The sequence below is a fragment of the Desulfovibrio sp. JY genome (assembly GCA_021730285.1).
Lineage (GTDB): Bacteria > Desulfobacterota > Desulfovibrionia > Desulfovibrionales > Desulfovibrionaceae > Solidesulfovibrio.
Window position 1 is genome coordinate 2,403,313 of the sequence record CP082962.1, and the last position, 13,876, is coordinate 2,417,188.

Sequence of the window (13,876 nt, forward strand, 5' to 3'; positions counted from 1 at the left end):
GGACGCCGTATTCTTTAACCGAATCGGCCTTGAAAGTCATCCCGGCGCCTGCCGCCGCCTCGCTGCCGTGTAGCTGGCCGCTTGACGCGGCATGCGTGAAAGACGATATTATAAAGATGAACAACCCCAAGGAGCGTGTCGCATGAAACCGGTCGATCTGCTGTATATGGGACTTGGCGCGGCCTTTTTGGCCAAGGACAAGTTCGAGGAATTCGTGGATGAAATGGAAAAGCGCGGCGAGATGTCGCGCACCGAGGCCAAAAACTTCCTGGAAGACGCCAAGGCCCGGGCGCAACAGGAAGAAGAGGCCGTCAATGCCCGCATTCACAAGGAGCTGCAGAAAGTCCTGGAAGGCATGGGCCTTGCCACCAAGGAGGACATTGCCGAGCTCAAGGCGCTTATCGAGAAAAAGTCGTCCTGATGCCGTCCGGATTCGCGCCGCGCCGCGTCTGGCTGGCTTTCCGGTTTCTCCATACGGTCTTCGTGCTGGTGCGGCGCAAGGAGCGGTTTCTCTTTTTGCGCCCTTTGCCGCCGCGCCAGCTCAAGGAAGCCATTTTGACGCTCGGCGTCAGCTTCATCAAGCTGGCCCAGGTGCTGGCCACCCGGGCCGATTTTTTTACCGAGGACTACCTGGTCGAACTGCGGGGCATCCACGACGAGGTCGCCCCCATGCCCGAGGCCGATTTCCGGACGGCCTTCGCCCGGGCCTTCGGCGACGCACCGCCGTTTGCCTCCTTTGAGACGCTGCCGCTGGCCAGCGCGTCCATCGGTCAGGTGCATGAGGCGTACCTTGCCGACGGGAGCAAGGTGGCGGTCAAGCTGCGCCGGCTGGGGGTGCAGCGGCTGGTGCGGGCGGATTTGCGGCTGGTGCGGAGCATGCTGGCCGTTTTCACGCCGTTTTTCTCCCGGGCCACGAAAAATTCCGTGGAAGCCGTGCTGGCGGAATTTTCCGCCATGATCGTCAAGGAAGCCGATTTGTCCGTGGAGCTGGCCAACCTGCGCAAGTTCACCGACGCCTACGGCGATGGCGCGGTGCGTTTTCCGGTGCCGGTGCCGGAGCTTTCCAACGCCGACGCCCTGGTCATGAGCTTCGAGACCGGGTTTCGCATCGACGACAAGGCCTCACTGGCTGCTGCCGGCATCCCTTTCCGCAAGGTGCTCGACGACCTGATCGCCTTTTATATCGAACAGATGCTGGTGCGGGGCTATTTCCACGCCGACCCGCATCCCGGCAACATCCTGGTGCGGCCGGACGGGGGCATCACCCTGCTCGATTTCGGCATGGTCAAGCGGCTGCCCGCCGACACCCGGGTGGCCATGATCGAGGTGGCCAAGACCGCCCACGACCGGGACTACGAGGGTTTCATCGTGGCCTGCAAGCGTCTGGGCATCGTGGCCGCCGGGGCCGAGCCCACCGAGATGATGGAATTTTCCGAACGCATGTTCGACATATTCGGCAACGCCAGCCTGTCCGCCGCCTCCATGCAGGCGCTGGCCTTCTCGGTGCTCGATTCCATGAAGGACCTGCCGTTCAAGGTGCCCCAGGACGTGGTCTACGTCATGCGGGCGAGCACGCTGATCGAGGGCCTTGGCACCACCTACATCGAGAATTTCAACGGCGTGAAGGACATCCTGCCGCTGCTGCGTCGCAATCTGGCCCGGGCCATGGGCGCGGAAGCTGGGCTTTTTCCCACCTTGCGCTCGGAGCTGACCAGCCTGCCGCTGACCTTGCGCCGGGCCAAGACGGTGCTGACGGATCTAAGCGAATCCAACCTGCGGGTGAAGCTCTCGCCCGAAACACTGGAATACGCCGGTGAATGCCTGCGTCCCTATCTGCGCCGCGTGGCGTTGGGCATTTTGCTGCTTGTCGCCGCCTTTCTCGTGGCCCTGACGCGGCCGCCCCATGCCGGGCCCATTGCCTGGGCGCTTTTCGTGGCCGGGGCGGTACGCATCTGGCTAGCCTTACGCTAGCAAAATCACGCGTTACGCGCCGAAAAGCGCCTGCTCGAAATAGGCGTAACCCTTTTCCACGGCGTACTCGTAGGGCATGTCCCAGTTGAACCGGGCGCTTAGGGCGATATGCGGCACCGGGACGAAGCGCGCCTTGCGGGTGAGCAGGGCTTCGTAGCACGGGTCGGCGACAATGAAATCCACGGCCGGATCGTTTACGCGCTCGGCAATGGCCTGCTCGGCGTCGGTGTCCAGGTCGCGGGGACCACGGGCGGCGAGAACGCCCCGGCAACCGGGCGCGTCGGCAAAAAGCGCTTCGGACGGCGTCACGGACACCACGTCCACCTCGGGCAGGCCGAAATCATGGCGCATGCAGTGTTTGATGCCGTAGCTGACGACCGGCTCGCCGACGACCAGGGCGCGACGAAACGGCGCGGGACGCGCCGGGGGCGTCGCCGGGGTTGGGGAACGTCCTTCCAGCAGGGCCAGGACGTCGGCCAGTCCCTGCCGGCCGACCGGCAGGCCGACCACATAGGGCGTGCCGTAGGCGGCCTGCATGCGCGCGGCCAGGGCCAGGCCGCTGGCCGAGACCACCAGGTTGACGGCCGCTTCCGGGGCCTCGCGTACGGCCTGGAGCGGATCATCTTGGCCTGGGCGGGCCACGGAAAAGACGCTGACCAGGGCATAGCCGGCTTGTTCAAGGGCCGTGAAAAGCGGCTGGATATGTTCCGGCTTGCCCGTGGACAGGTGGATGGCCCCGAGCACGTTCAGGCTTTTTTCCCGCTTCCTTGTCGGCGGGACCATGAATTTGTCGGCCAGAGCCAGAAACGCCTTGGACGCGCCCTCGGGGTAGGGTTCCGAACCGGCCGTCGGCACCATGAAGACCGGCAGCCCGGTGCGGGCTTCCAGGGTGCGGGCGAACCCCTTGAGGTCCGTGCCGATGATCTCCGAGATGGGCGTGCCGGCCAGGGCGATGAATCGGCGGTCGAGCTCGGTCGCCACCTTGGCGATGTTGTCGATGAACTTGTCCTCGTTGCCGAGGATGACGTCCATCTCCAGCAGTCCGGCCCCGACCACGGTGGCCGGTCCGCGGTACCAGCGCGGCTCGTCCTCGATATTGATGTGCCAGGCCCCGCCGGCCGGGCCGTAGATCACCACCAGCCCATCGAAATCGTACAGGGCCGAACTGACGCCGAAATAGCCTGTGGCCAGGGGCAGAAGCTTGTGGAAGATTTTCATGTCTCCATCCTTGCGCTGTCGGGCTTAAATGAGGAACTGGCGCCGGTAGATCCAATCGTGATTGCTGACCGGATGGGCCATCGCCTGCCGGGTCTCCTCGAGCATCCACACGGCGTTTTCGTAGCCGTAGTGCTGCTCCTGGTAGCGCGACAGGGGCACGTTGACCGCCTTGGCGCAAAACATGCCGGCGTCCACGCCGTAGGCCACGTCCACATGGTCGAAGGCGGCCGTCTCGCCGCACAGGTTCGGGTGGGAGACGTTGTAGACCCGGATGTGCGGCGCGACCTCGCGCAGGCGTTCGATGAGCTTCCATTCGTAGGGCTTGAAGGTGCCGCGCCCGAAGATGGTGTCCACCGTGAGCCCCGCGTCCACGAAAGCCAGGGCCAGCTCATAGGGGCTGCCGTTGATCGCGCCGCCGATGGCGATGGTCTTGCCGCGAAGGGCGTCGAGGAGCGGTCCGGCAGCTTCCCGGGCGGCCTTCTCGGCGGCGGTCGTGTCCAGGTCGCGGCCGAGGGCCTCGCCGATTTTGGCGTACTGGGCGGCGATGGCCCCGAAGCCGTAGGCCGTGGGCACGAAGAGCGACGGGATGCCCAGCTCCTTTTCCATGCGTCCGGCCATGCCGTTGGCCAGCGGATGCAGCACCAACGAATGCCCGGCCGAAGCCATGCGGGAGAACTCCGCAAGGTCGGCGCAAAGGGGAATCTGGGTGAGGCGCGACACGCCGGCCGCCCGCAGCACGTCGTAAAATTCGCCGTCCGGGGAAAGCGGCATGAAGGTGCCGAGCAGATTCACGGCGTCGGGATCGGGATGACGCGGCGCGTCCTTTAAGAACTCGTAAAACGAGGTGTAGGCCGAGGTGAAGGGCGATTCCTTGAGTCCGATGGTGATGGGGGCCATGGCCCCGAGGATGACGCGGCGACCGGTCGCGGCCGTGAGCCGTTCGAGCACGCCGGTGAAATCCGTGCCCAGGATGTAGTCCGGACAGCCGACGATGAGGAAAATGGCCTTTTCCGGCCGGGTGGCCGCGATGTCCCGCACGGCCTTCTCTATCTTTTCCAGGTGCCTGCCCATGGTCATGTCCACTTCCTCGAGGCACAGCATATAGAAGCGGTCGCCGAATCCTCGGGCATGGGCCATGAAGGCCGAGTGGCGCAGACAGGCCGAGGGCCCGGCCATGATGGAAAGCGACTCGGGCAAAAGGAGCGAGGTCTCGATGACGCCCCAGCCGGCCAGGTTGGGGCCCACGCCCTCCAGCGGCGCGAAGGGGAAATCCTCCCGTCGCGTGAGCCGCGCCATCTCGATCGAGGCTTGTGTTGCGCGCATGGCGTTCTCCTGCGGATGTGGAAAGGTCGGTTGCATGATTGTTGCGAGGAAATAGTCGGTTAAAAAGTTTAGGAAGGGGAGAGCGCGAGAGGGGAGAACCCTTTGCAAAAGGGTTTCCCCTCTCGCATCGCTCCTTTCCCTATAATCCCATCATGGTCCGGGCGAGGTTGCGGAATTCGAGGGACGTCGGCAGTCCGGGGTCGCCTTCCACGATAGTCTTGCCTTCTTCCTCGAAGGTATGGATGGCCCGGTCGCGGGGGATGACGCCGAGGATGGTGGTGTCCATTTTCGCGGCGAAATCCTCCACCCGGGCCTTCTCGTCGGCCATGTCGCGGCAGTTGAGGATCAGGCCGCCGAGCTCGGCGTAGTGGCGGTCGGCGAAATGGCGCAGGGCCAGGATGATGTTGCGGGCGGCGAGCAGGGCCATTTTCTCGCCCGAGGTGACGATGGCCACCTTGTCGGCAAAGCCTTCGCGCATGGGCACGGCGATGCCGCCGCAGACGATGTCGGCCAGGATGTCGTAGAGCACCACGTCCGGGGCGTAGGTCGCGTAGGCGTTCATTTCTTCCAGCAGCTCGAAGGCGGTGAGCATGCCCCGGCCGAAGCAGCCGACGCCGGGCGTGGGGCCGCCGACCTCCAGGCAGGTGGCGCCGCCGAAACCGGTGCGGGCGATCTCGTCGAGGCTGGCCGGCCGGCCGTGTTCCTGGAGGTATTGCAGGATGGGCGGCGGGGTCAGGCCGCGCAGCAGATTGATGGTGGAGTCGGTTTTGGGGTCGCAGCCGATCTGCATGACCTTGCGGCCCTCGAGGCTCAGGGCGGCCGAGAGGCTCGAGGTCACGGTGGATTTGCCGATGCCGCCCTTGCCGTAGATGGCGATCTTAATCATGCGCCGCTCCTTGCATCTTGAGGGAATCGCCGCGACTGGAGCCGATCGTGCGCCCGGCGCGGGCCAGCACGCTTTTCGCCTCGTCGACGGAGACGTACCGTTTCTTGGTGGTGATCTGGAATTCGTATTCGATCTTGTCTTGCCTGCTTTGCACGAAGGGGTTGCAGTTGGGCATGATGACGTTGGCCCCGCCCTGGACGAGCGCCCGGTACTGCCCCTGGTCGGGGTCCAGGGTGGCGACGGTATTGGCCGCCGCCAGATGGGTGTTTCGGGTCACGATACGGGTCAGGGCGAAGACGCGCAGCATCAGCTCGATGTCGCCGGCCGGCTCGTCCCCGAGCGGCGTGCTCCCGTCCGGAATGAACGGCCCGATATTGACCATGTCCGGCTGGAATTCCTGGAAAAAGAGGATGTCGTCGGCCAGATCGTCCAGGGTCTGGCCGGGCAGGCCCACGATGTTGCCGACGCCGGTCTGATAGCCCAGGGCGCGGATTTCCTTCAGGGCGCGAAGCCGCGCGTCGAGGCTGCGGCCGGGGCGCATCCGGGCGTAAAGCTCCGGGTTCATGGTCTCGTGCTTCATGAGGTAGCGGCCGGCCCCGGCGTCCCGGAAGGCGCGCAAATCGTCCGTCGAACGCTCGCCGAGGCTCAGGGTGACGGCCACGTCGGCCTTATCGAGAATCCGGCCCAGGATGGAGCAGACCCGCTCCCGGGTGTAGTAGCCGTCCTCGCCGGATTGGAGGACCACGGTGCGCAGCCCGGCGGCGGCGATGGCCAGCGCGGTCTCCACGACCTGGTCCTCGGACATGCGAAAGCGCTTGATGGTGCGGTTGCTTTTGCGCAGGCCGCAATAGAGGTCGTCGCACGAGCAGTGGTTGGAAAAATGCACCACCCCGCGCAGTTGGGCCTCGTCGCCGCAATACTCCCGGCGCACGCGGTCGGCTTCGGCAAAAAGCGTTTCCCCGGCCGCCGGGTCGCGAAGGGCGTCGAGAATATCCCGTTTGTTCATGGCCGCATCCTTTGTCCCCCGCTTATTTCACGTTGCTGCTTACCACGCGTCCGGTGTCGCCGTCCTCGATGCGCAGCACGCAGGCGTTGCAGGGGTCGAATGTGTGAATGACGCGCGTGAGTTCCAGGGGATTGGCCGGGTCGGCCAGCGAAATGCCCCGCAGGGCCAGTTCCAGGGGGCCGAGGGTCCCGTCGCCGCTTCGGGGGGAGAAGTTCCAAAGCGAGGGCACCAGCGCGTCGTGGGCCACGATCCGCCTGTCCCGCAGGCGGATGCGGTGCACGAGCGCCCCCCGGGTGAGTTCCGCCAGGCCGATGCCCTCCCCGGCGTCCGGCAGCGTAAAGGCGGCCTGCAAGGCCGCGTTCCCCTGATCCAGGCAGCGGTCGAGGTCGCCAAGCCAGGTCGTGGCGGAGCGGATGCAGGCCACGGCCTCGAGCCCCCGGGCCAGCACGCGGCCGATGGTGGAATTAAGCGCCGCAAGCGGCAGACCGAGCGTCGCCAGGGCCGCGTCCGCAAGCTCCCGGACCATGGCGTTGCCGCGTCCGTAGGCTCCGACAATGCGGGCCACGGGGCCGACCTCGCAGGCCCGTCCGGCATGGCGGGGCGCGCTGAACCAGCAAAAATCCTCGTTTCGCCAGTGGTAGGTCGTTTCCCCCGGGCCGAAGCGCAGCCGGTAGCGGTCCTTGTCCGGTTCGGCCCAGCCCGGGTCCGTCTCGTCGGAGACCGCTTCCGGGCTGGCCGGCCCGGCCTGGACGGTGTCTTTAACCGTGAAGACGCCGCCCGGGAAAAGGGCGTCGCCGCCCTCCGGGCCGGGGAACTCCCCCCAGGACAGAAAGGCGTCGGAGCGGCCCACGGCGGCCCAGTCCTTATAGATGCCGCCCACGAGCAGGACATCGGGCAGCAAGGTGTCTTCGATAAATTGCCGGCACTCGTGCAAAAGCGCCGCGCACTCGGCCCGCGCCGCCGGGGACAGGTCGGGATTGCCGCCGCCAGTCAGGCTGGCGCTTTGGGGAAGCCCTCCGACATGCCAGGTGGCGCTGGCCGCCAGGGTGCCTTGCAGGATCGCCTGGGCCCGGCCCAGCTTCGTCCGGATTTCCATGGCCGGCTGGACATGGCTCAAAACGAGCAGACAAGCTTCGGGGGAGGCGGCATAGGCCGGGTGGTCGCCGCCCGCTGTGGAAAAAGGCGCGCCTTTCTCCGCCGAAGCCAGGGCGGCGAGACGCTTTTGCGCCTCGTCGAAAAACCGGGCCTCGGCCGTGAGGCTGGGGTTGCTTTCGCGGGCAAGCGCGGCAGTCTTTTCGGGCGTCGCCCGCAAGGCGGCGGCCAGGCTCAGCCAGTCGCCCGCATAAAACAGGTAGAAGAAGGTGAGGTGGTCGAGGAGAAACTGCAACGCGTGGGCGATGTTGCGAACCAGGAGGGCGGATTCGGGCAGGCGTATGTCGATAAGCTGTTCCAGGGCCCGGGTGGCGGCCAGGGCATGGCCGGCATTGCACAGGCAATGGGGGCGCTGGGCAAAGAAGGATTCCTCCCCGGACAGCGTCGCTCCCAGCAGATAATTCATATTCTGGATCATCTTCCCCGTGCTCCAGGCCTCCACCACCCGTCCCTGGCTCAAAAGGACGCTGATGATGAAAAGATTCCCGTCACACTGGGCGATGTCGGCGTTTTTTTCGGAGGGTAGCGACATACGGATGTCCCATGAAGCGCCAGGCTGCACGGCATGTTTCACGGCCTTCGCTTGCGCCCCGGGCGGGCGTGTTGCCTTGGCCGTATGGATAAAAAAACAAAAAATGTGTTACCGTTCTGAACAAGCCCTTGTCACGTGAAAAATAAGCGTTTTCCTAGATGGTATGCATTACCCGTGTGGCAGCGGGCAAGAAAGGCCGGAATTGCTTGTGGCGAACCGGCCGATGGCGGCGATGCGGATCAGGCGGTAAGGCAATCGTCGCGAAATCCGTGCAGGCTGCGTGGCGAGGGTGCGGGCAAATGGGCATCACCAGCTTTACGCAAGGAAGCGCGATACGCGTTATTGGTTTCTCTTATCGTTGCAGACGTAACCACTTGTTTTTTAGACCTCTCCCAGATCCCTGTCAAAAGGAAAAGGGGGAGGGATGCCTCCGGCGGCCAGGGGAAACTTTTTGAAAAAAGTTTCCCCTGGACCCCTTCAAAAACTTTCAAAGGGGTGGAGGGGGAACTGCTTGACCGTTGCAAGGGGATTGGATTGAAGCGCGAAGGCATCCATACCGAGCGGGTGCGCTGCCAGGAAATCCCAGACCATTTCACGCGTGAGGCCAAGGCGCTTCCCCATATGGGCTGCCTGGCCTGGGCCGGGGGAACGGGTGGCGTCCGCGAAGGCGTATTCTTCAAATATGCGCCGCGCGCGGACGCCACCCGTCCCCCCGGCCAACCAGTCAAGGGAAACGCAACGCCTAGGCGTTGGCGATGCTGTGGCCGGCATCCACCTTGCGGCTGGTCAGCAGAAAGCACAGTCCGATGCCGACAAGACAGCAACCGGCGTTGCACAAAAACAAATCCGCGTAGCCGACGCGCTGCATGACCCAGGCGCCGTAGACCGGACCCACGAAGTTGCCGATCTGCAGGGACAGCATCATCAGGTTGGAATTGACCGCCTTGAAGCGCGGCGACGAGATGGTGAACATGAGTCCGTAAAGCGCCGGCGAGCTGACCCCCATGCCGATGCCCATGAGCAGCGACGAGGCGTACAGCCCGACAAGGCTGTAGGACACGGCCATGAGCGCGAAACTGGCCGACGAGATAAGGAAGCTGAACATGATCAGCCGCACTTTATGGACTTTGTCGAAAAGCCGGTTGCCGAGCAGGCGGATGATGATCATGCAAAACATCTGGATGGTGAAGTACGAACCAACGGTGCTGTAGCCGCGCGAGTGGAACAGTCCCTGGGCCATGAAAAAAAGCGAGGCAAAGGTGATGATATAGAGGACGTTGAGGATCAGCACCAACGCGATACGGGGCGACAGGGCGTTTCGGTACATGTCGCCCAGCGACATGGCCGACTGGGGCGTTTCGCCGCCCGCGCCCCGTCGCCGCCGCCGGCTGATGACGTAGATCATGGCCAGTCCGGGCACGAGCAACAGCGACATGTCGCGGTAGGTGTAGGCCACCGACGGGAGGTGGGGAGTGATGACGTCGCACACGGACGGGACCAGGGAGTAGGGCAGGAGCAGGGCGATGGAATAGAGGCTGAAGGCCTGCCCGCTGTGCTCCGGCGCGATGCGCGAGACCATGAGCGTCATGCAGGCGGCGGACAGCAGGTACACCGCCGCCCCGTTGGCCAGACGCACCACGAGGAGCGCGGCGACGCTTTGGGCGTACAGGTAGCTTATGCCGCAGCCGATGAGGATGAGCGCGCCGGCCAGGGCGCAGGGGATGGCGTTCCTGACGGTCAGATAGGGGCTGGCGAACAGGAAGAAGGCGATGGTGGACAGCGAGGAGCAGCCGATGAGAAAGCCGCGCCAGTTGGCCCCAATGTGTATTTCCTGGAGATAGAGATACAGATTGTAGAAGACCGTGATATTGCAGTAGGCCAGGAAGATGAGCAGACAGATGAAGATGAAATCGATGGTCAGAAGTTTTGTTTGCTGGGACATGGCGGCAAGGCTTCGTTTGTTTCTTGGGGTTGGAGCAGGCCGTTTTTCACGAACCGGGCCACGACACGACTGATGGTCTCGATATCCTCAGGCGAATAGGCATCCTTTTCGATGAACCGCAAAAAGGTGTTCCTGTTGCGCTGAAAGGCGCTGGTCATGATGAAAAGCGAAAAGGCCAGTACCTTGTTGCCCATGGACGATTGCGGTTGCCCGTTCATTTCGTGCACCAGCGCCGCAAGGGCCGTGAGCGTCGGCTCGATGGTGCTTTCGTAGATGATGTTGAAAAAGGGCGTCGGGGTGATGAATTCGCGTTGCAGCAAAAGCGTCATCCAGCGTGAGCGGTTGGACGTCAAAAGCCGGGTGATGAGGTCGGTGACGATGCGCTGGGCGCGTTTCCCGGCATCCTCGCCGGCGGCCGCGCTTTGGGCCGTGGCCGTGGTGATGGCGGCCTGGTGCAGGCGGGCCAATTCTCCGGCCACCTGCTCGATGACCGCCCGGTAGAGCCCTTCCTTGCTGGAGAAGTGAAAGGCGATGGAGGCGATGTTGGTTTCCGCCGCCGCCGCCACCTCCCGGATGCCGACACCGGCATAGCCGCTTTTCGCGAAAAGCCGCAGCGCCTCGGCCAGGAGCTTCTCCCGGGTCAGCCGGCCTTTGGTCAGGCGTTTATCTGTCTTTGCGGGAAGTTGGGGCATGGTGTGTTCCTTGGCCTTGCGCTTGGCGCGAGGTGCGGGGAGGTATGCGCCTGTCCGGCAAAGTTGTCAATCGATCGATTGATAATATTGATGGTGGCGGAAACGCCGGGCCATGGCTTTGGCCGGAGGCGGGATTTTACCCGGGGAATCGACGGTACATCGGGGCGGCGACCGGAACCAATTGTTTCGGTAGAAAACAATTGGTTTAATTATTCTGGTTCATTTTCGATGGGATGTATGTTGTGGGCTGATTCAAAAATACTTGAAATTATTCTCTATTATTTCAAAATGGATGGACATTTTTGTGAAAAAGGCTCTTTGCGCCCCGGACGGCGCATGAAGGGTTGGTCACGAATTTGCGCCGGACTGTTGACACATTCGTTTTACAATTGTATTTGAGCCGACACAAAGATCACAGCACCAGGCGTCCCGAACGCCAACAGGCCGGAGGCTCCCATGACCGGGTTCGACGAAGAGGAAAACCAGCTCATCTCACGCGTCGCCTGGCTCTATTTTCACGAGGAGCTTACCCAGGGGGATATCGGCGAACGCCTCGGGCTCACGCGCCTCAAGGTCAACCGCCTGCTCCAGGCCGGACGCGAGGCCGGGCTCATCCGGGTCGTCATCAACACCGCCTTTCGCGACTGCGTCGCCCTGGAAGCCGACCTCGTCCGCGAATTCGGCCTGACCCGGGCCATCGTCGTGCCGACCCCCGAGCGCGCCGGACAGCATTACTACGAAACCATCGGCCGCCCGGCCGGCGAATACGCCTCCCGCGAACTGACGGACGGCCAGCGTCTCGGCGTCGGCTGGGGCAACACCATGCGCGCGGCCATAAACGGCCTGGTCATCCGCACCGTGCGCGGCCTTTCCGTCACCTCCCTCTACGGCGGCGTGCCCAGAAGCCCGGTCAATCCCTTCGATTCCACGGCCATGTTCGCCAGAAAGCTTTCGGCCGAGGTCTGCAACCACCTGCCCGCGCCCATGTTCGTTTCCACCCCGGACGTGCGCGAGACCATCGCCGCCCAGCCCTTTTTCCAGACCTTCTACAAGGAGGCCCTGGACGTGGACATGATCCTCACCGCCGTTGGCGACATGACCGCCCAGGCCACCAACATCGCGCTGGGGGCCATAAGCCTGGACCAGCGCCGCGATCTGGCCCGGGCTGGCGCGGTGGGGGAGTTTTTCGGCCGCTTTCTCGACGCCGACGGCAACGTGCTGGACCACGGCATCAACCAGTGCAGCATGTCCCCGGATTTCGCGGGACTGTGCAAGGTCCCCCATATCATTCTGGTCTCCGGCGGCATGGCCAAGGTGCCCATCCTGCAAGCCGTGTTGCGCCGCGGCTATGTGCATGCCTTTGTCACGGACGCGAGCACGGCCCGCAGTCTGCTCAACCCTTAAAGCCAAGGCGGAGCCATGGACAGACAGGAACAGCTCGCCCGTCTGCAGGACGGGGAAACTTTCGACCTACTCGTGATCGGCGGCGGGGCCACCGGCTGCGGCATCGCCCTGGACGCGGCCACCCGTGGCCTTCGCGTCGCCCTGGTGGAACGCGACGACTTCGCCCAGGGCACCAGCAGCAAAAGCACCAAGCTGGTGCACGGCGGCGTGCGCTACCTGGAAAAGGCCATCCTCAAATGCGACAGGGAGCAGTTCAACCTCGTGCGCGAGGGGCTGCGCGAGCGCGGCTGGCTGCTGAAAAACGCCCCCCATCTGGCCCATTCCATCCGCCTCATGACCCCGGTCAAAACCTGGTTCCAGGCCGCCTACATCTTTGCCGGCCTGGTGCTCTACGATCTCCTGGCCGGCCGGCTCTCCCTGGGACACAGCCGCATCGTCACCCGGGCCAAGGCGAAAAAGCTTTTTCCCCAGCTCAACCTCGACGGCTACAAGGCCGCGGTCATCTATGCCGACGGCCAGTTCAACGACGCGCGCATGGCCGTGACCCTGGCCCGGACCGCCGCAGCCTACGGCGCCGTGTGCGTCAACCACGTGGAAGTGACCGGGCTCGTCAAGGAAGGCGGCCGCGTCCGGGGCGCGCACCTGCGCGACCGGCAAAGCGGCCGGACCTGGACCGTGGCCGCCAAGGGCGTGGTCAACGCCACCGGCCCCTTTGCCGACGCCATCCGGCGCATGGACGACCCCGAAGCGCCGGGCATGCTCAAGGTCAGCTCCGGCATCCATATCCTGCTTGAGGCCGGCACCGTCCCCGACGACCTGTCGCTCATGATTCCGCGCACCGAGGACGGCCGCGTGCTCTTCATGATCCCCTGGCAGGGCCACGTCCTTTTCGGCACCACCGACGAGCCGGCGGACATCGCCGTCGATCCGGCCCCGGATTGCAAGGACGTGGACTACCTGCTGCGCTATGCCAGCGCCTATCTGCGCAAGCCCGTGACCGGCCGGGACGTCCTGGCCGTGTGGAACGGCCTGCGGCCGCTGGTCTTCGACCCCAAGAAGGGGAGCACCCAGGAATTGGCCCGCACCCACGTCCTGACCAAGAGCCCGTCCGGGCTTTTGACCATGGCCGGCGGCAAGTGGACGAGCTACCGCGCCATGGCCGAGGACGCCGTGGACGCGGCCTGCGCCGCCTTCGGCCTTTGCGGGGATCGCTCCTGCGTCACCCGCGATCTGCGCCTGATCGGTTCCCGGGCGTTCTATCCCGGTGCCTGGCGGGATCTGGCCGCCCGGGAAAACATCGCCCCGGAGCTGGCCCGCTCGCTTTATTCCCTCTACGGCGACGAGGCCGGCGCGGTGCTGGCCCTTGGCCGGGAACTTGATCTCTTGACGCCCATTCATCCGGATCATCCCTATATCGGCGCGGAAGTGGCCTTTGCCGTGCGCCGGGAAATGGCGGTTTGCCTTGGCGACGTGTTGCTTAGGCGACTGCCGCTTGGACTTGTGGACATGCGCCATGCCGAGGAAGCGGCCCCGGTCGTGGCGACGATCATGGGACGGGAACTCGGCTGGGACGAGGACCGTCGCGTTCGTGAAGTGGAGAGCGCCCGCCGGCTGCTTGCGACCTGGTTTTCCGGGCAGGAAGCGTCGAACGCCGGGCGGGCGGACACATTGGTGGAGGAAGGCCTGGGCAAACAGCCCTGTTCCCGCCCGGAAGGGAAAGGGCCAACGGTCGAAGCGCTGTAAGAGGGGT

General features: G+C 64.3%; 11 protein-coding genes. 4 read left to right on the forward strand and 7 right to left on the reverse strand.

Going from position 1 to position 13,876, the window contains the following annotated elements; translation table 11 throughout:
• The first annotated feature begins 142 nt into the window (after window positions 1-142).
• A complete protein-coding gene (locus K9F62_10780; GenBank protein ID UJX39219.1) occupies window positions 143-421 on the forward strand; it encodes a hypothetical protein in 279 nt (92 codons plus the stop codon).
• A complete protein-coding gene (locus K9F62_10785; GenBank protein UJX39220.1) occupies window positions 421-1,971 on the forward strand; it encodes an AarF/ABC1/UbiB kinase family protein in 1,551 nt (516 codons plus the stop codon). The genes K9F62_10780 and K9F62_10785 overlap by 1 nt, the downstream gene beginning before the upstream one ends.
• Window positions 1,972-1,983: 12 nt before the next feature.
• Here K9F62_10785 and K9F62_10790 read toward each other — a convergent pair whose 3' ends face one another.
• The 7 genes from K9F62_10790 to K9F62_10820 all read right to left on the reverse strand — a co-directional run bounded on the left by K9F62_10790 (window position 1,984) and on the right by K9F62_10820 (window position 10,722).
• A complete protein-coding gene (locus K9F62_10790) occupies window positions 1,984-3,189 on the reverse strand; it encodes a hypothetical protein (GenBank protein ID UJX39221.1) in 1,206 nt (401 codons plus the stop codon).
• Between the two features lie 24 nt (window positions 3,190-3,213).
• Entirely contained in the window at window positions 3,214-4,512 is a 1,299-nt protein-coding gene (locus tag K9F62_10795) for a nitrogenase component 1 (protein UJX39222.1), read from the reverse strand.
• A 139-nt stretch (window positions 4,513-4,651) separates the two neighbouring features.
• Entirely contained in the window at window positions 4,652-5,398 is a 747-nt protein-coding gene (locus K9F62_10800; protein ID UJX39223.1) for an AAA family ATPase, read from the reverse strand.
• Window positions 5,391-6,404, reverse strand: a complete 1,014-nt coding sequence (gene hydE, locus K9F62_10805; protein UJX39224.1) for a [FeFe] hydrogenase H-cluster radical SAM maturase HydE — start codon at window positions 6,402-6,404, stop codon at window positions 5,391-5,393. Before hydE ends, K9F62_10800 begins: the two co-directional genes overlap by 8 nt.
• 22 nt (window positions 6,405-6,426) lie before the next feature.
• Window positions 6,427-8,088, reverse strand: coding sequence for a nickel-dependent hydrogenase large subunit (locus tag K9F62_10810; protein ID UJX39225.1), 1,662 nt, complete (start codon window positions 8,086-8,088; stop codon window positions 6,427-6,429).
• A gap of 742 nt (window positions 8,089-8,830) precedes the next feature.
• Entirely contained in the window at window positions 8,831-10,030 is a 1,200-nt protein-coding gene (locus K9F62_10815; protein ID UJX39226.1) for an MFS transporter, read from the reverse strand.
• Window positions 10,006-10,722 carry a CerR family C-terminal domain-containing protein gene (locus tag K9F62_10820; protein ID UJX39227.1) on the reverse strand — a complete coding sequence of 239 codons (717 nt, stop codon included), beginning with the start codon at window positions 10,720-10,722 and terminating at the stop codon, window positions 10,006-10,008. Before K9F62_10820 ends, K9F62_10815 begins: the two co-directional genes overlap by 25 nt.
• Window positions 10,723-11,178: 456 nt before the next feature.
• On the opposite strand from K9F62_10820, the gene K9F62_10825 reads away from it, so the two are divergent.
• On the forward strand, window positions 11,179-12,126 hold the full coding sequence (locus tag K9F62_10825; GenBank protein ID UJX39228.1) for a sugar-binding transcriptional regulator: 948 nt from the start codon (window positions 11,179-11,181) through the stop codon (window positions 12,124-12,126).
• A gap of 15 nt (window positions 12,127-12,141) precedes the next feature.
• The gene (locus tag K9F62_10830; protein UJX39229.1) at window positions 12,142-13,869 is read left to right on the forward strand and encodes an FAD-dependent oxidoreductase; all 1,728 of its coding nucleotides are present in this window, start codon (window positions 12,142-12,144) and stop codon (window positions 13,867-13,869) included.
• Window positions 13,870-13,876 lie beyond the last annotated feature (7 nt).